The following is an 18,569-nucleotide window of genomic DNA, read 5'->3' as shown; positions in this document are numbered from 1 at the left end:
TGAGGTACTCCGTTCTGCGCGGGATTGATTAGCGGGGTATGATAGCGGCCGATCCGAACCACTGAAAATTTATCCAGCATTTTTTGCGCCCCGACAACCAATGATCAGCACCGAACTCAAAACCACGATCCAGGGCGCCTATTCGCGTTTTCTCGAAGCCAAGAGCCTCAAGCCGCGCTACGGCCAACGCCTGATGATCGCCGAAATTGCCAAAGTCCTCGGTGACATCGACACCGACGACGAAGGCCGGCGCAGTGGCGACCCCGCGATTGTCGCGGTGGAAGCCGGCACCGGCACCGGCAAAACCGTGGCCTACAGCCTGGCGGCCATCCCTGCCGCGAAGGCCGCCGGCAAGCGTCTGGTGATCGCCACGGCCACCGTGGCCCTGCAAGAGCAGATCGTCTACAAGGATTTGCCCGACCTGATGCGCAACAGCGGGCTGAATTTCAGCTTCGCCCTGGCCAAGGGCCGCGGGCGCTACATGTGCCTGTCCAAGCTGGATATGTTGCTCCAGGAAGGTCACGCGCAGACTGCTACCGCGCAATTGTTCGAAGAAGAAGGCTTCAAGATCGAAGTCGATGAGGCCAGCCAGAAGCTGTTCACCAGCATGATCGAGAAGCTCGCCGGCAATAAGTGGGACGGCGATCGCGACAGTTGGTCCACCGCGCTGGAAGACGCCGATTGGGCGCGTCTGACTACCGATCACAGCCAGTGCACCAACCGTCATTGCCCGAATTTCGGCCAGTGCGCTTTCTACAAGGCCCGCGAAGGCATGGGCAAGGTCGACGTGATCGTCACCAACCACGACATGGTCCTGGCCGACCTGGCCCTGGGCGGTGGTGCGGTTCTACCGGACCCGCGTGACACCATCTACGTGTTCGACGAAGGCCATCACCTGCCGGACAAGGCCATCGGTCACTTCGCGCATTACACGCGCCTGCGCTCCACTGCCGACTGGCTGGAAACCACTGCCAAGAACCTCACCAAATTACTCGCCCAGCACCCGTTGCCGGGGGATCTGGGCAAGTTGATCGAGCAGGTGCCGGAGCTGGCCCGGGAGATCAAGACCCAGCAGCAGTTCATGTTCAGCGCCTGCGAGCAAGTCGCCGAGTTCAAACCCGGCGAAGACGTCGAAGGCCGCGAGCGGCCACGTCACCGTTTCCTCGGCGGGGTGATTCCCGAACACATGCGCGAAATGGGCATTGAATTGAAGAAGGGCTTTGCCCGCCTGACCGATTTGTTTACCCGGCTCACCGAACTGCTCAAGGAAGGCATGGACGGCGAGGTCAATATCGGCATCGCCAGTAACCAGGCCGAAGAGTGGTATCCGCTGTTTGGCAGCCTGTTGTCGCGTTCTTCGGGCAACTGGGAGTTGTGGACCGCCTTCACCGTCGAAGACCCGGAAGACAACCCGCCCATGGCCCGTTGGCTGACCCTGGCCGAAAGCGGTTCGCTGTTCGACATCGAGGTCAATGCCAGCCCGATCCTCGCGGCGGACATGCTCCGGCGCAACCTGTGGAACGTGGCTTACGGGGCGCTGGTGACCTCGGCGACCCTGACCGCTCTTGGCACCTTCGACCGCTTCCGCATGCGTGCCGGTCTGCCCAAAACGGCTGTGACCGCCGTGGTCCCGAGCCCGTTTCATCACGCCGACGCCGGCGTGCTGCGGGTGCCAGACCTCAAAGCCGACCCGCGTGATGCGCCGGCTCACACCGCAGCGATCATCCGCGACCTGCCGCAACTAGTAGAAGGTTCCCGTGGCACCCTGGTGCTGTTCTCCTCACGTAAACAGATGCAGGACGTGTTCGACGGTCTGGACCGCGACTGGCGCAAGCAAGTGTTCATTCAAGGCAACCTGTCGAAGCAGGAAACCCTGAACAAGCACAAGGCGCGGGTTGATGGCGGGGATTCCAGCGTGCTGTTCGGCCTGGCGAGTTTCGCCGAAGGCGTGGATTTGCCCGGTGCGTACTGCGAGCACGTGGTGATCGCCAAGATTCCGTTCTCGGTGCCCGACGATCCGGTCGAAGCGGCGCTGGCGGAATGGATCGAGGCCCGTGGCGGCAATCCGTTCATGGAAATCTCCGTGCCAGATGCCTCGCTGAAACTGGTCCAGGCCTGCGGTCGCTTGCTGCGGACCGAAGAAGACCGCGGCACCATCACTTTGCTCGACCGTCGTCTGGTCACGCAGCGCTACGGCAAAGCGATCCTCAATGCGTTGCCGCCATTTCGTCGTGAAATTTCCTGAAACGCCGGTGGGCAAATTGGCCCACCGCGTTGTCTACCTCACTGCCAATGCTTTTCCACTGGCCTATTGAAGGTCGTTAGGGAGAAACACGTTCCTATGATTCGCCGTTCGTTGCCCGCTGTTTTTGCCCTGATGTTCGCAGCCCCTTTGCTGGCGGCTCCTGCCGGTCAGCAGACGCTGTTCAATTTTGTGCGTCCCGCCGACGTGGTTCAGGTGGCGACCCAGGACGCCAGCCTGCCGCAGGCCAACGCCGAACAAACAGCCGAAGGCGAAGTGCTGCGCCGCGTGACCTTCAACCCGGCTGCGCGACCGACCTTGCGCCTGACGCCGCAGACCGGTGCCTGGGACTGGTCGCAGTCGGGCGTCATGAGCCTGCGGATCCAGAGCGCGATGAACTGGGCCGTGACCCTGAACTTAACCATCCAGAGTAACGACGGCAAAACCCTGGTCAGCCGCGTCGATCTGCCCGCCGGCCCGGCGCAAACCCTGTTGGTGCCACTGCAACCGAGTTCGCCTTTGAGCCAGGGCATGAAGGCCGGCCCGCCGATGCCGATCAACTACGAAGGCCAGCGTGTATTGCTGGCCAGCAGCGCCGGTGAGCTGGACCGCAGCCAAGTGGTGTCAGTGACCTTGTCGATGGATCAGCCCAAAGTCGCCCAAAGCATCCTGCTTGAGCGCTTCGGTGTGCAGGACGGCGAGGCTGTCACCAAGGCCGCTTATGGCGGCCTGGTGGACGCTTACGGCCAATCGACCCGGGCCAAATGGCCAGAGAAGGTCAGCAGCGACGAGCAACTGAAATCCGCCGCGGCCAAAGAACAGCAGCAACTGAAAACCTGGCTGGCCGAGCGCGAGAAGCAGTCCCTGGACAAGTTCGGCGGCTGGACCAACGGCCTGGCATTCAAGGCCAGCGGCTTTTTCCGCACCGAAAAACGTGACGGTCGCTGGTACCTGGTGACCCCGGAAGGGCATCCGTTCTATTCTCTCGGCGTCAACACGGTGACCCCGAACGTCAACCAGACCTACGTCGCCGGTCGCGAATGGATGTTCGAGTCGCTGCCCCAACCCGATGAGCCCCTTGCCAGCCACTACGGCGAAGGCGACAACCGTGGCGGCAATGGCGCCGATCAGGGCCGAGCCTACAACGCCGGGCGCTGGTACGATTTCTATGGCGCCAACCTGCAGCGCCTCTATGGCGAGCCTTGTGCACCGGGCAGCGACACCAAGGCCGGTATCGCCGAAGCGGCCAAGGCCGATGCGGTCGAGGCGACGGCCGATAAGGCCGCCGCACCCTCAGCCGATCCTGTGGCAACCGAATCCGCGGCCGGGGTTGCCGAAGCGGCCAAGACCGGCGCCGTTGAAGCGTCAGTCGAAAACGCGGCCGAGCAAACGAGCGCCGAACCTTGCAAAGTGGTTTTCGACGAAAAGCGTTGGGCCAGTCACACCCTCGATCGCCTGCAAGCCTGGGGGTTCAACACCCTCGGTAACTGGAGCGCCCCGGTGTTTGGCAATGCTGACCGGGTGCCATACACCTTGCCGCTGTCGATCGTCGGCGATTACGCCAGCATCAGTACCGGCACCGATTGGTGGGGTGGTATGCCTGATCCGTTCGATCCGCGTTTCGCCATGGCCACCGAGCGCGCCGTGGCCATCGCCGCCCGCGACCACCGCGACGATCCGTGGCTGATCGGTTACTTCGCCGACAACGAACTGGCCTGGGCCGGTCCCGGCGATGACCCGAAGGCCCGTTACGCGCTGGCCTACGGGACCTTGAAAATGACCACCGATGTGCCGGCCAAACGTGCCTTCCTCAAACAGCTGCGTGACAAGTACCGCAATCAGGCGGGCCTTTCCAAAGCCTGGGGCATCGATCTGCCGGCTTGGGAATTGATGGAAGACCCAGGCTTCGTTCCGCCGCAACCGAGTGCCGAGTACCCGGAAATCGAAGCCGACTTCAAATACTTCCAGAAAGTGTTCGCCGACACCTACTTCAAAACCGTCTCCGACTCGCTCAAGTGGCATGCGCCGAACCAGTTGTTACTGGGTGGCCGTTTTGCCGTCAGCACCCCGGAAGCCGTCGAGTCCTGCGCGCAATACTGCGACGTGCTGAGCTTCAATATGTACACCCTGCAACCCCAGGACGGTTACGACTTCGCCAGACTGCGCAGCTTGGACAAACCGGTGCTGATCACTGAATTCAATTTCGGTTCGACGGATCGCGGTCCGTTCTGGGGTGGTGTGACCCAACTGGCGAAAGAAGAAGACCGTGGCCCGGCCTACGCCAATTTCCTCAAACAGGCGATGAGCGAACCGTCGATTGTCGGGGTGCACTGGTTCCAGTACCTCGATCAACCGGTGACCGGTCGACTGCTGGATGGCGAGAACGGGCATTTCGGGCTGGTGGGTATTACTGACCTGCCGTTCCAGGGCTTTGTCGACACGGTGCGCAAAAGCAATCTGCAGACCGTCGATCAACTTGGCAAAGAGGCCGAAAAGGCCAGGGCCGAGGCGGAAAAAGCCGCCGGGAACCATGAAGGCGAGGGCGGCAAGCAGGGTGCTGCCGACAAAGGTGCAGAGCAGGGCGCCGGCCATGCGGGTGGGCATTCTGCTAATGGGCATTGATTCCTGAAATCGCCAAGATCGCAGCCTTCGGCAACTCCTACGGGGTGTACTCAGCCTCACTGTAGGAGCTGCCGAAGGCTGCGATCTTTTGATCTTGATCTTGATCTTGAATTGACCGCCCGGCCCGGCCCTGTTCCCAAAACCCTCAAGGGCTGGAACAATGCGGGCCACTTTATAGAGCGTTTATCCGGGAGCGTTGTGGGTGCAGATTCAGGGTCATTACGAGCTTAAGTTCGAAGCGGTGCGCGAAGCTTTTGCGGCGCTGTTCGACGATCCTCAGGAGCGTGGCGCGGCGTTGTGCATCCGCATTGGCGGGGAAACCGTTCTCGACCTCTGGGGCGGCACCGCCGACAAGGACGGCACCGAGGCCTGGCACAGCGACACCATTGCCAACCTGTTTTCCTGCACCAAGACCTTCACCGCCGTGACAGCGCTGCAACTGGTAGCCGAAGGCAAGCTGCAACTGGATGCTCCAGTCGCTCGCTACTGGCCCGAATTCGCTGCCGCCGGCAAAGAATCGGTGACACTGCGCCACTTGCTCTGCCATCAGGCGGGCCTGCCTGCTCTGCGCGAATTGCTGCCGCCAGAAGCACTTTACGACTGGCAGACCATGGTCGATGCCCTGGCTGGCGAAGCGCCTTGGTGGACGCCGGGTCAAGGTCACGGTTATGCGGCGATCACCTATGGTTGGCTGGTCGGTGAATTGCTGCGTCGCGCTGACGGTCGTGGGCCGGGCGAGTCCATCGTGGCACGGGTCGCGAAGCCTTTGGGGCTGGATTTTCATGTTGGCCTCGCCGACAAAGAGTTCCATCGCGTGGCGCACATTGCCCGGAGCAAGGGCAACCTCGGCGATGCCGCGGCCCAGCGCTTGCTGCAAGTGACCCTGCGCGAGCCGACGGCCATGAGCACCCGGGCTTTCACTAACCCGCCGTCTATAATGACCAGTACCAACAAGCCGGAATGGCGGCGCATGCAGCAGCCCGCCGCCAATGGCCATGGCAATGCCCGCAGCCTGGCCGGGTTCTACGCCGGTTTGCTCGACGGTAGCCTGCTGGAAAGCGAAATGCTCGAGGAACTGACCCGCGAACACAGCGTCGGCGAAGACAAGACTTTGCTGACCCGGACCCGCTTCGGCCTGGGTTGCATGCTCGATCAACCGGATGTACCCAACGCCACCTATGGCCTCGGCCCACGGGCGTTCGGTCACCCGGGCGCCGGCGGTTCCATCGGTTTTGCTGACCCGCACTATGATGTTGCCTTCGGCTTTGTGACAAATACCCTGGGGCCGTACGTCTTGATGGATCCACGAGCGCAAAAGCTGGTGCGAGTACTGGCCACTTGTCTGTAAATCACGCTTAAGGGGGCCAGGGCCGGAACCCGAAAGCCTTTGTGGTTTCAAAGCGCTGTTTATCCGGGCTAACCCGGTTTGATTTTTCATTACTTCATTTTGTGGATATCCGATGTCATCCAATAAAACGCTCGCCCTGGCCCTGTGCTTCGCTATCACCGGTTGCGCACAAACCCCACAAAATGATGCAGACGGTGGCAGCTGGTGGCCGTTTGGCTCTTCCGACAAGGTTGCGACCAAAGAACCGGCCCCGGCTCCGTTGAAACCTGCTGCAACAGCACCCGTCGCCAAAGCTGACAGTGCATCCCCTTGGTATTGGCCATTCGGTTCCGATGACGCTGCCGACAAAGTGGCCAAACCGGACGTGAAACCGGACGTTAAACCTGAAACCAAGCCGGTCGCTGTGGCCAAGGCTGAAGCCGATGCCGGTGGCAACTGGTGGTGGCCGTTTGGCGGCAAGGAGCAAAGCACCGCCAAGGCCGTGCCGATGCCCGACCCGAAAGTCACCCAGGCCTGGCTCGACGATTACGAACCGCGCCTGCGCGAGGCGATCAAGGACAGCAACCTGAAACTCGAGCGCCGCGAAAACGTGCTGGTCGTTACGGCGCCGGTAGAAGGCTCGTTCAACCCTGATCGTCCATCCATGCTGCTGCCGGTAACCCTCGGCCCGTTCACCCGTGTCGCGAAAATCCTCGAAGTCGATCCAAAGACTGCCGTGCTGGTACTCGGTCACAGTGATACGACAGGCGCTGCACCGGCCAACGTGAAGCTGAGCCAGGAGCGCGCCCAAGCGGTGGCGGCGATCTTCCGTCTGAGCGGCCTACAGCGTGATCGCCTGATGTTGCGTGGCATGGGTGGCGAGGCTCCACGTGCCGCCAATGACAGTTCTGAAGGGCGTGCCCTGAACCGTCGCGTCGAGCTGTTGGTGACGCCAGCAAACACCATGGTCGCGTTGCTGAGCAAGTACAACATGCCGGCTCCGGCACCGGTGAAAACCATGATCGCTGCGCAAGACATCAAGCCAGTGGCCAAGCCTGTGACCCCGGCGCCTGCTGCGAAGAAAGCGGCTGTGCCGGCGACGAAAAAGGCCCCGGCCAAGAAGCCGGCTGCCAAGGCGCCAGCCAAAAAAGCCGTGGTGAAAAAGACTGCGCCAGCCAAAGCGGCGGTCGACACCAAGAAAGTCGCTGTCGCCGATGACACAAAGAAGTGATTCGTTAACCAAAAGGAATGCGCCATGACCCGGCCCTTGGCAGATATGCGTCGCGACTACACCCGAGATGGCCTGACCGAGGCACAAGCCCCGGCCGAGCCGTTCGAACTGTTTCATCAATGGTTTGCCGACGCGGTGAACACCGAACAAGTGCCGGTGGAGGCGAATGCGATGACGCTGGCCACCGTCGATCAGCAGGGGCGGCCGCATTGCCGCATCCTGCTGCTCAAGGGCCTGGACGAGCAGGGCTTCACCTTTTTCACCAATTATGAAAGCGACAAGGGTCAGCAACTGGCGGCCAATCCATTTGCGGCCATGACGTTCTTCTGGCCGGCCCTGGAGCGCCAGGTGCGTATCGAAGGGCGGGTGGTGAAGGTCACGCCTGAAGAGTCCGACGCTTATTATCAGGTTCGTCCTCTGGGCAGCCGTCTCGGTGCCTGGGCCTCGCCACAGAGCCGGGTGATCGCCGATCGCGGTGAACTGGAAGCGCTGCTCAAGAACACCGAGCAACGTTTCAGCGATACTCAGCCTCACTGCCCCGAACACTGGGGCGGTTATCGTTTGCTACCCGAGCGCATCGAATTCTGGCAGGGCCGTCCGAGCCGTCTGCACGATCGCCTCAACTATCGCTTGCAAGGCACCGACTGGGTTCGTGAGCGTCTGGCGCCGTAACGTAAATAGCCTACCGATTGGAATACCCTGCCGCAGCGGCCGCCAGCCACTGGGGCAGGTCCCGCCGCTTGATCTTCTGCGCTTGAGCGTTCGCCAGTTGTTGGAGCATGAAGGCTCTTTTCTGTTCGTCTTGCCCCGCCAGTGACAACGCCAGATCGCGGTCCATCCAGCGTTTGATCCGCACGTACAGCCACCAATGGAAGTACAAGCCGGCGACGGTCGTGACAACAATGATGAAGTAATCCATGAAAATCCTTGGGTCGATGGCGCAGATTTCGTATTTTGGCGCTACTGTATGCCGAGTTCGATAAAGCGCCTGTATCGGGCCTGAATGAAACCAATTTTATCCGGGCAATGCCGTGACAGGCGTCAAGCTGCGGAGTTTAATGGATACCTGTCCTATGGAGTTTGATGCTATGCGTAAGTCTGTTCTACTGGTTGCTTCTTTTTCCACGATGGCGATGTTGCTCACTGGCTGCCAATCGAGCCTGACCGGTGACTCCTACTCCCGTGACGAAGCGCGTCGTGTGCAGACGATTCGCATGGGCACCATCGAAGCGCTGCGTCCGGTGAAAATCGAAGGCACCAAAACCCCGATCGGCAGCGTCGCGGGCGCCGCCGTGGGTGGTGTCGGCGGTAGCTCCATCGGCGGCGGTCGCGGCAGCATCGTCGCAGCGGTCATCGGCGCTGTCGCCGGCGGCCTGATAGGCTCGGCTGCCGAAGAAGGCCTGACCCGTACGCAAGGTGTTGAAATCACCGTGCGCGAAGACGATGGCAGCATGCGCGCCTACGTGCAGGAAGTTCAGCCAAATGAAGTGTTCCGCGTGGGCGAGCGGGTGCGGATTGCCACGGTTGATGGCACCAGCCGCGTTACGCACTAAGCGGGAATGTAGGGTAAAAGAAACCCCGATCAGGTGACTGGTCGGGGTTTTTGTTATTGGGATTGTTTATGGATGGCGTGGGTACTGGCAGACGTCGCATGCAAGTCGTTTCGATAACTCGTTAGTCGTGTGATGTCAGAAATAATTCGAGATTTTTAGGCAGATCGAGTGAGCATGCTTTTTCTATACCGATGATTTGTTGTTCGGTAAGGCGATAGTCATGTAATGAGTCTTCGTCTTTCTCCCAGCCCATAATCAGTTTGAGTTCGATGGTGGAAATAGGGATCTGCTTCTCAAATGAAGGAAAATCCTCGCCTTTCGGAACCCCCATAATTAAGTGCTTCATGGCTCGACCTTCCTTGTTGGATCTGCTGGTTTGTTCTGAGTGCCAGTTTTTGCCTGGCATCGCGCTCGGCCAGTTCGGTGGCCGTCATGTAGCGGTGGGTGACGTGATGCCCATCGCCTGACGGTGGGTTTTTAACCCGGGGGATGTCCTTGTTGCCAGCCACTGATTGTCCTTTCGCTGATCCATCGGCAACCCCTGAAAGAGGGGCTGCACGACGTTAACGAACGTGGCTAAGCGTGGCTGTAGGACGAGTCCTGAATGTCGCTAAGAGTGTTCTCTATCGCTCAGGAAGGCAGGGCGGTGTTCTTGCGACTCGCTGCCGCCGTCACCGCATAACCGATCAATGCCGCCAGTATCGAGCCGGTCAGAATTCCCATTCGATCCATCCCGGCGTATTCACTGGTGCCGGGCACGAAGGCCAGGGAGCCGACGAACAGGCTCATGGTGAACCCGATGCCGCAAAGGATCGCCACGCCCATGATCTGGCCCCAATTGGCGCCTTGGGGCAGGGTGGCGATGCCGATTTTTACCGCCAGCCACGTCAGGCCGTAGACACCGACGGTCTTGCCCAGCAGCAGGCCGACGGCGATGCCCATGGGTACGTCGTGGGTGAAGCTGTCGACGGTCACGCCGCTCAGGGACAGGCCGGCGTTGGCGAAGGCGAACAGCGGCAGGATGCCGTAGGCCACCCATGGATGCAGGGCATGTTCCAGGGACAGCAGCGGCGAAGGCTCGGCGTTTTTCGTGCGCAGTGGAATGCAGAAGGCCAGGGTCACGCCAGCCAGCGTGGCATGTACGCCACTCTTGAGCACGCAGATCCAGAGGATCAGCCCGATGATCATGTAAGGCCCAAGCTTGACCACGCCGAGACGATTCATCCCGATCAACGCTGCGATGCAGGCCGCGGCCAACGCGAGGGACAAGGTCGACAGTGCGCCGGAATAGAAGATCGCGATGATGATGATCGCGCCCAGGTCGTCGATGATCGCCAGGGTCATGAGGAACAGTTTCAGCGACACCGGCACGCGTTTGCCGAGCAAGGCCAGTACGCCGAGGGCGAAGGCGATATCGGTGGCGGTCGGAATGGCCCAGCCACTCAGGGCGGACGGATTGTCGCGGTTGAGGAACCAGTAGATCAGCGCCGGCACCACCATGCCGCCAATCGCCGCCGCGCCGGGCAGGACGATTTGCGAGGGCTTCGACAGCTGGCCGTCGAGGACTTCACGCTTCACTTCCAGGCCAATCAGCAGGAAGAACAGGGCCATCAAGCCATCGTTGATCCACAACAGCAGTGGCTTGGCGATTTTCAGCGCGCCGATCTGAGCCACCACGGGGGTGTCCAGCAGCCCGCTATAGAGCCATGACAGTGATGAGTTGTTGATGATCAGGGCGAGAGCGGCGGCGGCGATCAATAACAGACCGCTGGCAGCTTCCAACTGAAAGAAACGCGTGAACGTGCTACGCAGAGGCAAGGTCGCTCTCCATCGATGAATTCAAAAGGTGGCACACCCTAACCCGTACCGTTAGTTGTTAAAACAAAAGTTATATTCTTTTTTGTTATATACCGTTACAACGTGGGTGCTCAACAAAGGTCTGAGCCTAGCAGTTGCCAAACGTATTGGACCTCAGCTGTATCTGTGCATGATGTAGGTTCTTTCCTAAGCTTGTGGGCTGAGCCTTGCAACTAGGCCGACCCTGCCTGATTCAACGAGAAAACCATCATGAGCGACAACCGACAGTGGGCCCGCGAAGCCATCCGGATCATCGAAGCCGACTTCCAGCGCAGCGCCGATACCCACCTGATTCCCTTGCCGCTGCCGGGGTTGCCGGGGATCGAGTTGTACTTCAAGGATGAGTCGAGCCATCCCACTGGCAGCCTGAAACATCGGTTGGCGCGCTCGTTGTTTCTTTACGCTTTGTGTAACGGCTGGCTCAAACCCGGTGCGCCGGTGATCGAAGCGTCCAGCGGTTCGACAGCGATTTCCGAGGCGTACTTCGCTCGGTTGCTGGGTTTGCCGTTTATTGCGGTGATGCCTGCCAGCACGTCCAAGGAAAAGATCGCGCAGATCGCTTTCTACGGTGGCAACAGCCATCTGGTGGACGATCCGACGCAGATTTACGCCGAATCCGAACGCCTGGCGCGCGAACACGACGGGCACTTCATCGACCAGTTCACCTACGCCGAGCGTGCCACTGACTGGCGGGCGAACAACAACATTGCCGAATCGATCTTCCAGCAGATGCGTTTCGAGCGGCATCCGGAACCGAGCTGGCTGATTTCCAGCCCCGGCACCGGCGGCACCACCGCAACCCTCGGTCGCTACGTGCGCTATCGCCAGCACTGCACCCGCGTGCTGTGCGCCGATGCCGAGCGTTCAGTGTTCTTCGATTACTACCAGACTGGCGATGCCAGCTTGCGCCTGGATTGCGGGTCACGGATTGAAGGCATTGGTCGGCCGCGAGTGGAAGCGTCATTCCTGCCCAAAGTGATCGATGCGATGGTCAAAGTGCCGGACGCGTTGTCGCTGGCGGCCATGCATTACCTGGCGCAGCGTTTGGGTCGGCATGTGGGCGGATCAAGCGGCACCAACCTGATCGGCGCGTTGATGGCGGCGCAACAAATGAAAGTGGCGCGGGAGTCGGGCTCGATCGTGGCTATTTTGTGCGATGGCGGCGAGCGCTATGCCACCACCTATTACGATCAGGCCTGGCTCAAGGCCCAGGGGTATGAGTTGAGTGGCTTGATGGATGCCGTGGCGGCGAGTGTCGAGCGCGGCGAGCCGCTGCCGGCCAGCGTGTTGCGCGCAAACATCTGACACCAGACACCGCCCCCCGTAGGAGCGAGGCTTGCCCGCGAAGAACGATAATGCGGTCTTTCAGGAAGACCGCGTCAACTTCTTCGCGGGCAAGCCTCGCTCCTACAGGGGCGTGTGATCGTTCCTTAGGCTTCGAGGCCAAGAATGTCTCGGGCCACCGCTTCGGCAATCCGAATACCATCCACACCCGCCGACAGAATCCCGCCCGCATAACCCGCGCCTTCACCCGCCGGGAACAAGCCCTTCACGTTCAGGCTTTGCATCGACTCGTTACGGGTAATGCGCAGTGGCGATGAGGTACGCGTTTCGATCCCGGTCAATACGGCGTCGTGCAGCGAGTAGCCACGAATCTGCTTCTCGAACGCCGGCAAGGCTTCGCGAATCGCTTCGATGGCGAACGCCGGCAACGCCAGGGCCAAATCACCCAAGGCAACGCCCGGCTTGTAGGACGGCTCGACGCTGCCCAACTCGGTCGACGGTTTGCCGGCAATGAAGTCGCCAACCAATTGCGCTGGCGCTTCGTAATTGCTGCCGCCCAGTACAAAGGCGTGGGATTCCAGACGTTCCTGCAATTCGATGCCGGCCAGCGGGCCACCCGGGTAATCGACTTCCGGCGTAATCCCGACGACGATCCCGGAGTTGGCGTTGCGCTCGTTACGCGAGTACTGGCTCATGCCGTTGGTGACTACGCGGTTCGGCTCGGAGGTCGCCGCCACCACGGTGCCGCCCGGGCACATGCAGAAGCTGTAGACCGAACGACCGTTGCTGGCATGGTGCACCAGTTTGTAGTCGGCAGCGCCGAGTTTCGGGTGCCCGGCGTATTTGCCCAGGCGCGCGCGGTCGATCAGCGATTGCGGGTGCTCGATGCGGAAACCCACCGAGAACGGCTTGGCTTCCATGTACACGCCACGACCGTGGAGCATGCGGAAGGTGTCCCGGGCGCTGTGGCCGAGGGCCAGAATCACGTGTTTCGAATGGATCTGCTCGCCGCCGTTGAGCTCGACGCCGACCAGTTGGCCATCTTCGATCAAAACGTCAGTGACGCGCTGTTGGAAGCGCACTTCGCCGCCCATGGCGCGAATCTGCTCACGCATGTTTTCCACGACACCGGTCAGACGGAACGTACCGATGTGCGGTTTGCTGACGTAGAGGATTTCTTCCGGCGCGCCGGCCTTGACGAACTCGTGCAAGACTTTGCGACCGATGAATTTCGGGTCTTTGATCTGGCTGTAGAGCTTGCCATCGGAGAACGTGCCCGCGCCGCCTTCGCCGAATTGCACGTTGGATTCGGGGTTGAGCACGCTTTTGCGCCACAGGCCCCAGGTGTCCTTGGTGCGCTGACGCACTTCGGTGCCACGTTCGAGAATGATCGGCTTGAAGCCCATTTGCGCCAGCAGCAAGCCGGCGAAGATTCCGCACGGGCCGAAACCCACGACGACAGGACGCTGCTCAAGATCAGCGGGCGCCTGGCCAATCACTTTGTAGCTGACATCCGGCGCCACGTTGACGTTACGGTCATCGGCGAACCTGTGCAGCACCGATGCTTCATCGCGAACGTTGAGATCGATGGTGTAGATGAAGCACAGTTCAGAGGATTTTTTGCGCGCATCGTAGCTGCGCTTGAACAAGGTGAAATCGAGCAGGTCATCACTGGCGATGCCCAGGCGCTGCACAATGGCAGGGCGCAGGTCTTCTTCGGGATGGTCGATCGGCAGCTTGAGTTCGGTGATTCGTAACATGACGGGATCCGGTTCGCGGGGCGCACAACTGCGCCAAGGCGTTTGAAGCCCGCGATTATAAGCCTCAACGGACGATTCCCGTGAGGCAAAAACGATCAGTCGTTACGCGATCCGCCAAAATACCCGCAGCCGCGTTGCACCTGGCCATTGATGCGCAGCTCGGCGCTCATGTGCTGCACGCTGGCGGTGCTGGTGTCGACGCAACGTTGCGGCGCAACCCAGAGCTCGATGCGCTGGTTATTGGCTTCCGTGCTGAGGTTAAAGCGGCCATCGCCCAGTTGTTCTTCAACGTACGGCAGGGCCAGGGGCGGCTGACCGGCGCGGTGGATGACCATGCCTTTGCCGCTGACTTTGACGCTCCATTCCGGGCCATGGCCGGCGGCGCGCAGCGTCAGCTGCTTGAAATCTGGATCGTCGCACGCCGTGCCCGAGCGTTCGACGCGGTACAACTGCTCCAGATCCAGCTGGCCGCTGGCGGTGATCCGGCCGCGCACGTCGGCGAACAGCTTGCCCTGATCATCGGCCAGGCTTGCGGCTTCTTGCAGGACGCTGGTGCCACCCGTGTCGTTGACCACCAAACTGCGCTGCTCATTGCACGGCTGGAACAGCAACTTGCCGTCGGCCGCCGTCAACTGGCCCTGCAGGCGGGTCTGGCCCACATGGGAAGCACTTTCGCGCGGGCCATCCAGCCATTGGCAGGCGGCGAACAGCGGAAGCAGGGCAGCAAGCACTAAGGAACGGGCAACACGCATCTTTGAGTCTCCTGACAAGTGCCGCCACGTTACTCAGGCTGACCGCTCATCACAACCCTGCAATGCCCTCCCGTCCGAGAGGAGGTACGCCGGGCCTTTGCAGGAGCTGGCGAAGCCTGCGATCTCTTGATTTTGGCGGTTTAGCCGACGTGGTAGGTCTGGCCGGTCTGCAAGCCTTCCACGCTTTTGGCGTAGGCCAGCGCCACTTCAGCGGCGGGAACCGGTTTGAAACCACGGAAGTACGGGGCGTAGCTGCCCATGGCTTCGGCCAGCACATTCGGGCTGACCGAGTTGATGCGCAGACCGCGCGGCAGTTCGATTGCCGCTGCACGAACGAAACTGTCGAGGGCGCCGTTGACCAGAGAAGCCGAGCTGCCCGTACGGATCGGATCGTGGCTGAGGATGCCAGTGGTGAAGGTGAATGAGGCGCCGTCATTGGCGAATTCCCGGCCGATCAGCAGCAAGTTGACCTGGCCCATCAACTTGTCCCGCAAGCCAAGCTCGAAGTCCTGTTCGGTCATGGTCGCCAACGGCACGAAGTTGACGCTGCCGGCGGCGCAGATCAGCGCATCGAAATTGCCGGTCTGTTCGAACAGTTTGCGGATCGAGGCGCTGTCACTGATGTCGACCTGGAATTCACCGCTTTTACGGCCGATACGGACGATTTCGTGGCGCTGGGACAGTTCATGGTCAATGGCTGAACCGACGGTGCCAGAAGCGCCAATCAAAAGAATTTTCATCGTGCTGTACCTGAATGGGCTGGATTTAAATCTAAGTTTAGAGTGGTTTTTCCCCTTGATAAGCGGGCTAATAGGCAACCTTTGGTTTTCAAATGGAAACAATCCCCATGAGCGAAATGGACGACCTGGCGGCGTTTGCGGTGTTGATCGAAGCGGGCAGTTTCACGTTGGCCGCCCAGCAACTGGGTTGCAGCAAAGGGCAACTTTCCAAGCGCATCAGCCTGCTGGAAACGCGGTTTGCCGTGGTGTTGCTGCAACGCACCACGCGCCGCTTGAGCCTGACGGCGGCGGGTGCGGCGTTGTTGCCGCAAGCCCAGGCATTGGTGATTCAAGTCGAGCGAGCGCGTCAGGCGTTGGCAAGGTTGAAGGACGATATCGCTGGCCCTGTGCGGATGACGGTTCCGGTTTCGCTGGGGGAAACCTTCTTTGACGGCGCGCTGCTGGAGTTTTCCCGGCAATACCCTCAGGTGCAGATCGAACTGGAACTCAACAATAACTACCGCGACCTGTCCCGGGACGGTTTCGATCTGGCAATCCGCTCGGAAGTGGCCAACGACGAACGCCTGGTCGCCCGCCCGCTGTTGGCCTGGCACGAGATGACCTGCGCCAGCCCTGTGTACCTTGAACGATTCGGTGAACCCTTGACGCCTCCGGCACTGGCCGAACACCGCTGCCTGCTCAACAGCCATTACAGCGGTCGCGAAGAATGGCTCTATCACCAGCAACACGAGTTACTGCGGGTGCGAGTCTCGGGAACGTTTGCCAGCAACCATTACAACCTCTTGAAGAAAGCCGCGCTGGCGGATGCGGGCATTGCGCGTTTGCCGTCGTACCTGTTGCAAGAGGAGCTGGCTGATGGGCGATTGCGCTGGCTGCTGCGCGATTATCAGACTCGCAGCATGCCGATGTACCTGGTGCACCCGTATCAAGGCGGTTTGCCAAAACGTACTCAAGTGCTGGCAGATTATTTGACGGATTGGTTCAAGCGCAGTGGCGAGGCGTTGGCTCGGCTGTCGCGGTAACGGGCTAATGACAATCGGCGTCGGCAGCTCCTACAGGGAATCCATCCGGCAATGGTTCGCGGTTAGTGGGCGTAACGCTTGGCAATCAGATGATCAATCGACAGCTTGCCCGGTCCGGTCGCCATCAGGTACAGCAACACCGCTGCCCAAGTGCCGTGGGTAGGATAAGCATCGGGGTACACGAACAGTTGAATGGTCAGGGTCATACCCAATAGCGCCAACGCCGAAAACCGTGTGGCGAGGCCGATCAGGATCAGCACGGGAAAAAAATGCTCGGCGAAGGCTGCCAGGTGCGCCGCGAGTTCCGGGGAGAGCAGCGGCAGGCGATATTCGCTCTGGAACAACGGGATGGTCGAGTCCGCCAGCCTTGGTACACCGAGTTGAAACGTGCCATCGACCAAGTCGATGGCCAGGCCTTCCACCTTGGTTTGTCCGGACTTCCAGAACACCGCGGCAATGGAAAAGCGCGCGATAAAGGCAATCAGGCTGTGGGGGATTTTTTCCAGCCACTCGATGGCGCGGGCAATGGGATTTTGATGAAGGATCATGGCGATACCTGGTGATGTAAATGGGTAATGACGTTGTGGCTGATCAACAGCGCCAGGGTTTGGCTGAGGTCGAAGGCGGGTGCTGTTTCCAGCGCTTGGGCCAGAGGCTGGCCGAGTCGCAGGTTCTGAATGAACGTGCTGGCGCCGTGGTCGATGGCGAAAACTTCAACCTCCAGGCCATTGCGCAACACCAGCGCATGTTGCCCATGGTCAATGTCAATCCCGGCCAGCGTCGCGTCGTCCTGTTGATGCGCGGCCCAGATCGCAACCACGGCAAAAGCTGAAGTCAACAGATTCAAGGAGGGATGAAACACGACCGTCAGTTCGCTCAGCGCCTGCGGGTCCGACAACGCGTCAGCGATTTGTGCATGGCTCAGGGGCTGCGCATCGGCGGCGTGATAGGCCTGCACGCGCAACCGCTCCAGCCGCGCCATATCGGCCAGATACGGCACGCTGGCTGCCGGCTCAAAACTGTCAATGAACTCGGCGAAGTCCTTGCCGTAATCGTTGATAAGTGGGCCTTGAGGCGGGCAATGCTGCACATACAATCCCGCCATCGCCCGAAAGAACGCTTCGCCCACCAACTGCGAAACCACGGGGTAACTGTCAGCCAGGGCGTTGATCAGCGAGCTCTGCACATTGTTGCGATACACCGCGAAGCGGCTGGCCGGATCGGCACCATTGGCGCTGAGCAAACCGTCAGGGCAGGGTTGTTGCGGATCGAGCAAGGCGGCGGCAAACGCAGCTTGAGTGCTCATGATCGGCTCCCCGCGCCATGCAGCCATTCATCGGCCTGGCGGGCTTCGGCATGCAGCACGCTGAAGGCCGGCAATTGGTTGTCGCGCTCGATCAACGTGGCAATTGGACCAACCCGCTCCAGCACTTGCCGGTAGAGCGTCCACACCGCGTTATCGATGGGCGCGCCGTGATCGTCGATCAGCAGACGGTCGCCGAGGCTGTCGGTGTCTTCGGCAAACCCGGCCAGATGAATCTCTCCCACTGCGTCCAGCGGCAGTGCGTCGATGTAGGCCAGCGGATCCCTTTGGTGATTGATGCAGGAGACGTAGACGTTGTTGACGTCCAGCAGCAGGCCGCAGCCGGTACGGCGAATGACTTCGCTGATGAAGTCGGCTTCATCAATGGTCGAGCGCTGGAACGCCAGATACGTCGCCGGGTTCTCCAGCAGCATTGGCCGTTTGAGGAAGCTCTGCACCTGATCGATGTGCTCGCAGACGCGGTTCAGCGTCGGCGCGTCGTAGGCCAGGGGCAGCAGGTCATTGAGAAACACCGGGCCATGGCTGGACCAGGCCAGGTGTTCGGAAAAGGATTGGGGTTGATAGCGTTCGATCAGCGCGGCAAGCCTTTGCAGGTGCTGAAGATCCAGCGGACCTTCGGCACCAATGGACAGGCCAACGCCGTGCAACGACAGCGGATATCGCTCGCGGATCAACCCCAGAAAATGATGAAACGGGCCGCCGGCCACCATGTAGTTTTCGGCGTGGACTTCGAAGAAGCCAATGTCCGGTTGTGCACCGAGCACTTCACGAAAGTGCTCGGTCTTGAGCCCCAGCCCGGAGCGGGGCGGGAGCCCTGAAGATGAATGGTTCATGGTCGACGCTCAGGCTGGGCGT

17 protein-coding genes are annotated in these 18,569 nt (G+C 60.6%); 8 read left to right on the top strand and 9 right to left on the bottom strand.

Features of this window, described 5'->3' with window-relative positions; genetic code table 11:
- Positions 1-100: 100 nt before the first annotated feature.
- From dinG to pdxH, 5 genes are all read left to right on the top strand, one after another.
- Entirely contained in the window at positions 101-2,245 is a 2,145-nt protein-coding gene (gene dinG, locus BZL43_RS11435) for an ATP-dependent DNA helicase DinG (RefSeq protein WP_095632408.1), read from the top strand.
- Between the two features lie 96 nt (positions 2,246-2,341).
- The gene (locus BZL43_RS11430; RefSeq protein WP_095632407.1) at positions 2,342-4,864 is read left to right on the top strand and encodes a beta-galactosidase; all 2,523 of its coding nucleotides are present in this window, start codon (positions 2,342-2,344) and stop codon (positions 4,862-4,864) included.
- A 202-nt stretch (positions 4,865-5,066) separates the two neighbouring features.
- Positions 5,067-6,212 (top strand): serine hydrolase domain-containing protein, encoded by a 1,146-nt coding sequence (locus BZL43_RS11425; RefSeq protein ID WP_095632406.1) that lies wholly within the window; start codon positions 5,067-5,069, stop codon positions 6,210-6,212.
- 112 nt (positions 6,213-6,324) lie between these two features.
- Positions 6,325-7,422: an OmpA family protein gene (locus BZL43_RS11420; protein ID WP_095632405.1), complete on the top strand. Its 1,098-nt coding sequence runs from the start codon at positions 6,325-6,327 to the stop codon at positions 7,420-7,422.
- A gap of 24 nt (positions 7,423-7,446) precedes the next feature.
- The gene (gene pdxH, locus BZL43_RS11415; protein ID WP_095632404.1) at positions 7,447-8,094 is read left to right on the top strand and encodes a pyridoxamine 5'-phosphate oxidase; all 648 of its coding nucleotides are present in this window, start codon (positions 7,447-7,449) and stop codon (positions 8,092-8,094) included.
- Positions 8,095-8,104: 10 nt separating this feature from the next.
- On the opposite strand, the gene BZL43_RS11410 is transcribed toward pdxH, so the two are convergent.
- Entirely contained in the window at positions 8,105-8,341 is a 237-nt protein-coding gene (locus tag BZL43_RS11410) for a hypothetical protein (protein ID WP_095632403.1), read from the bottom strand.
- Positions 8,342-8,510: 169 nt separating this feature from the next.
- Here BZL43_RS11410 and BZL43_RS11405 point away from each other — a divergent pair, with 169 nt between their 5' ends.
- Positions 8,511-8,975: a glycine zipper 2TM domain-containing protein gene (locus BZL43_RS11405; RefSeq protein ID WP_007906703.1), complete on the top strand. Its 465-nt coding sequence runs from the start codon at positions 8,511-8,513 to the stop codon at positions 8,973-8,975.
- Between the two features lie 121 nt (positions 8,976-9,096).
- Here the strand turns inward: BZL43_RS11405 and BZL43_RS11400 are convergent, their stop codons facing one another.
- Together BZL43_RS11400 and nhaA are read right to left on the bottom strand one after the other, a co-directional pair.
- The gene (locus BZL43_RS11400) at positions 9,097-9,321 is read right to left on the bottom strand and encodes a hypothetical protein (RefSeq protein ID WP_095632402.1); all 225 of its coding nucleotides are present in this window, start codon (positions 9,319-9,321) and stop codon (positions 9,097-9,099) included.
- Between the two features lie 284 nt (positions 9,322-9,605).
- A complete protein-coding gene (nhaA, locus tag BZL43_RS11390) occupies positions 9,606-10,793 on the bottom strand; it encodes a Na+/H+ antiporter NhaA (RefSeq protein ID WP_095632400.1) in 1,188 nt (395 codons plus the stop codon).
- Positions 10,794-11,039: 246 nt separating this feature from the next.
- Between nhaA and BZL43_RS11385 the strand changes: the two genes are divergently transcribed.
- Positions 11,040-12,137 carry a PLP-dependent cysteine synthase family protein gene (locus tag BZL43_RS11385; RefSeq protein WP_177409326.1) on the top strand — a complete coding sequence of 366 codons (1,098 nt, stop codon included), beginning with the start codon at positions 11,040-11,042 and terminating at the stop codon, positions 12,135-12,137.
- Positions 12,138-12,262: 125 nt separating this feature from the next.
- Here BZL43_RS11385 and BZL43_RS11380 read toward each other — a convergent pair whose 3' ends face one another.
- From BZL43_RS11380 to BZL43_RS11370, 3 genes are all read right to left on the bottom strand, one after another.
- On the bottom strand, positions 12,263-13,876 hold the full coding sequence (locus BZL43_RS11380; protein WP_095632398.1) for an NAD(P)/FAD-dependent oxidoreductase: 1,614 nt from the start codon (positions 13,874-13,876) through the stop codon (positions 12,263-12,265).
- Positions 13,877-13,971: 95 nt separating this feature from the next.
- Positions 13,972-14,628, bottom strand: a complete 657-nt coding sequence (locus BZL43_RS11375; protein WP_095632397.1) for a COG3650 family protein — start codon at positions 14,626-14,628, stop codon at positions 13,972-13,974.
- A 140-nt stretch (positions 14,629-14,768) separates the two neighbouring features.
- The gene (locus BZL43_RS11370) at positions 14,769-15,368 is read right to left on the bottom strand and encodes a short chain dehydrogenase (protein ID WP_095632396.1); all 600 of its coding nucleotides are present in this window, start codon (positions 15,366-15,368) and stop codon (positions 14,769-14,771) included.
- A gap of 107 nt (positions 15,369-15,475) precedes the next feature.
- Here BZL43_RS11370 and BZL43_RS11365 point away from each other — a divergent pair, with 107 nt between their 5' ends.
- Positions 15,476-16,390 (top strand): LysR family transcriptional regulator, encoded by a 915-nt coding sequence (locus BZL43_RS11365; RefSeq protein ID WP_095632395.1) that lies wholly within the window; start codon positions 15,476-15,478, stop codon positions 16,388-16,390.
- A gap of 62 nt (positions 16,391-16,452) precedes the next feature.
- On the opposite strand, the gene BZL43_RS11360 is transcribed toward BZL43_RS11365, so the two are convergent.
- From BZL43_RS11360 to BZL43_RS11350, 3 genes are read right to left on the bottom strand one after another with little or no spacing between them, the layout of a single operon-like run.
- Positions 16,453-16,938: a DoxX family protein gene (locus BZL43_RS11360; protein ID WP_095632394.1), complete on the bottom strand. Its 486-nt coding sequence runs from the start codon at positions 16,936-16,938 to the stop codon at positions 16,453-16,455.
- Positions 16,935-17,696 (bottom strand): DUF2063 domain-containing protein, encoded by a 762-nt coding sequence (locus tag BZL43_RS11355; RefSeq protein ID WP_095632393.1) that lies wholly within the window; start codon positions 17,694-17,696, stop codon positions 16,935-16,937. The genes BZL43_RS11360 and BZL43_RS11355 overlap by 4 nt, the downstream gene beginning before the upstream one ends.
- Entirely contained in the window at positions 17,693-18,547 is an 855-nt protein-coding gene (locus BZL43_RS11350) for a DUF692 domain-containing protein (protein WP_095632392.1), read from the bottom strand. The genes BZL43_RS11355 and BZL43_RS11350 overlap by 4 nt, the downstream gene beginning before the upstream one ends.
- Positions 18,548-18,569: the final 22 nt, after the last annotated feature.

Origin of the sequence: Pseudomonas sp. PICF141 (assembly GCF_002286815.1) — a bacterium.
Lineage (GTDB): Bacteria > Pseudomonadota > Gammaproteobacteria > Pseudomonadales > Pseudomonadaceae > Aquipseudomonas.
The sequence above is the reverse complement of the archived record's forward strand: the minus strand, read 5'-3'. Positions and strand labels throughout refer to the sequence as shown.

Bases quoted from the DNA above. Each gene is read 5' to 3' on its own strand.
- dinG (WP_095632408.1), top strand. From the start codon at position 101: ATGATCAGCACCGAACTCAAAACCACGATCCAGGGCGCCTATTCGCGT.
- BZL43_RS11430 (WP_095632407.1), top strand. From the start codon at position 2,342: ATGATTCGCCGTTCGTTGCCCGCTGTTTTTGCCCTGATGTTCGCAGCC.
- BZL43_RS11420 (WP_095632405.1), top strand. From the start codon at position 6,325: ATGTCATCCAATAAAACGCTCGCCCTGGCCCTGTGCTTCGCTATCACC.
- pdxH (WP_095632404.1), top strand. From the start codon at position 7,447: ATGACCCGGCCCTTGGCAGATATGCGTCGCGACTACACCCGAGATGGC.
- BZL43_RS11410 (WP_095632403.1), bottom strand. From the start codon at position 8,341: ATGGATTACTTCATCATTGTTGTCACGACCGTCGCCGGCTTGTACTTC.
- BZL43_RS11405 (WP_007906703.1), top strand. From the start codon at position 8,511: ATGCGTAAGTCTGTTCTACTGGTTGCTTCTTTTTCCACGATGGCGATG.
- BZL43_RS11400 (WP_095632402.1), bottom strand. From the start codon at position 9,321: ATGAAGCACTTAATTATGGGGGTTCCGAAAGGCGAGGATTTTCCTTCA.
- BZL43_RS11380 (WP_095632398.1), bottom strand. From the start codon at position 13,876: ATGTTACGAATCACCGAACTCAAGCTGCCGATCGACCATCCCGAAGAA.
- BZL43_RS11375 (WP_095632397.1), bottom strand. From the start codon at position 14,628: ATGCGTGTTGCCCGTTCCTTAGTGCTTGCTGCCCTGCTTCCGCTGTTC.
- BZL43_RS11370 (WP_095632396.1), bottom strand. From the start codon at position 15,368: ATGAAAATTCTTTTGATTGGCGCTTCTGGCACCGTCGGTTCAGCCATT.
- BZL43_RS11365 (WP_095632395.1), top strand. From the start codon at position 15,476: ATGAGCGAAATGGACGACCTGGCGGCGTTTGCGGTGTTGATCGAAGCG.
- BZL43_RS11360 (WP_095632394.1), bottom strand. From the start codon at position 16,938: ATGATCCTTCATCAAAATCCCATTGCCCGCGCCATCGAGTGGCTGGAA.
- BZL43_RS11355 (WP_095632393.1), bottom strand. From the start codon at position 17,696: ATGAGCACTCAAGCTGCGTTTGCCGCCGCCTTGCTCGATCCGCAACAA.
- BZL43_RS11350 (WP_095632392.1), bottom strand. From the start codon at position 18,547: ATGAACCATTCATCTTCAGGGCTCCCGCCCCGCTCCGGGCTGGGGCTC.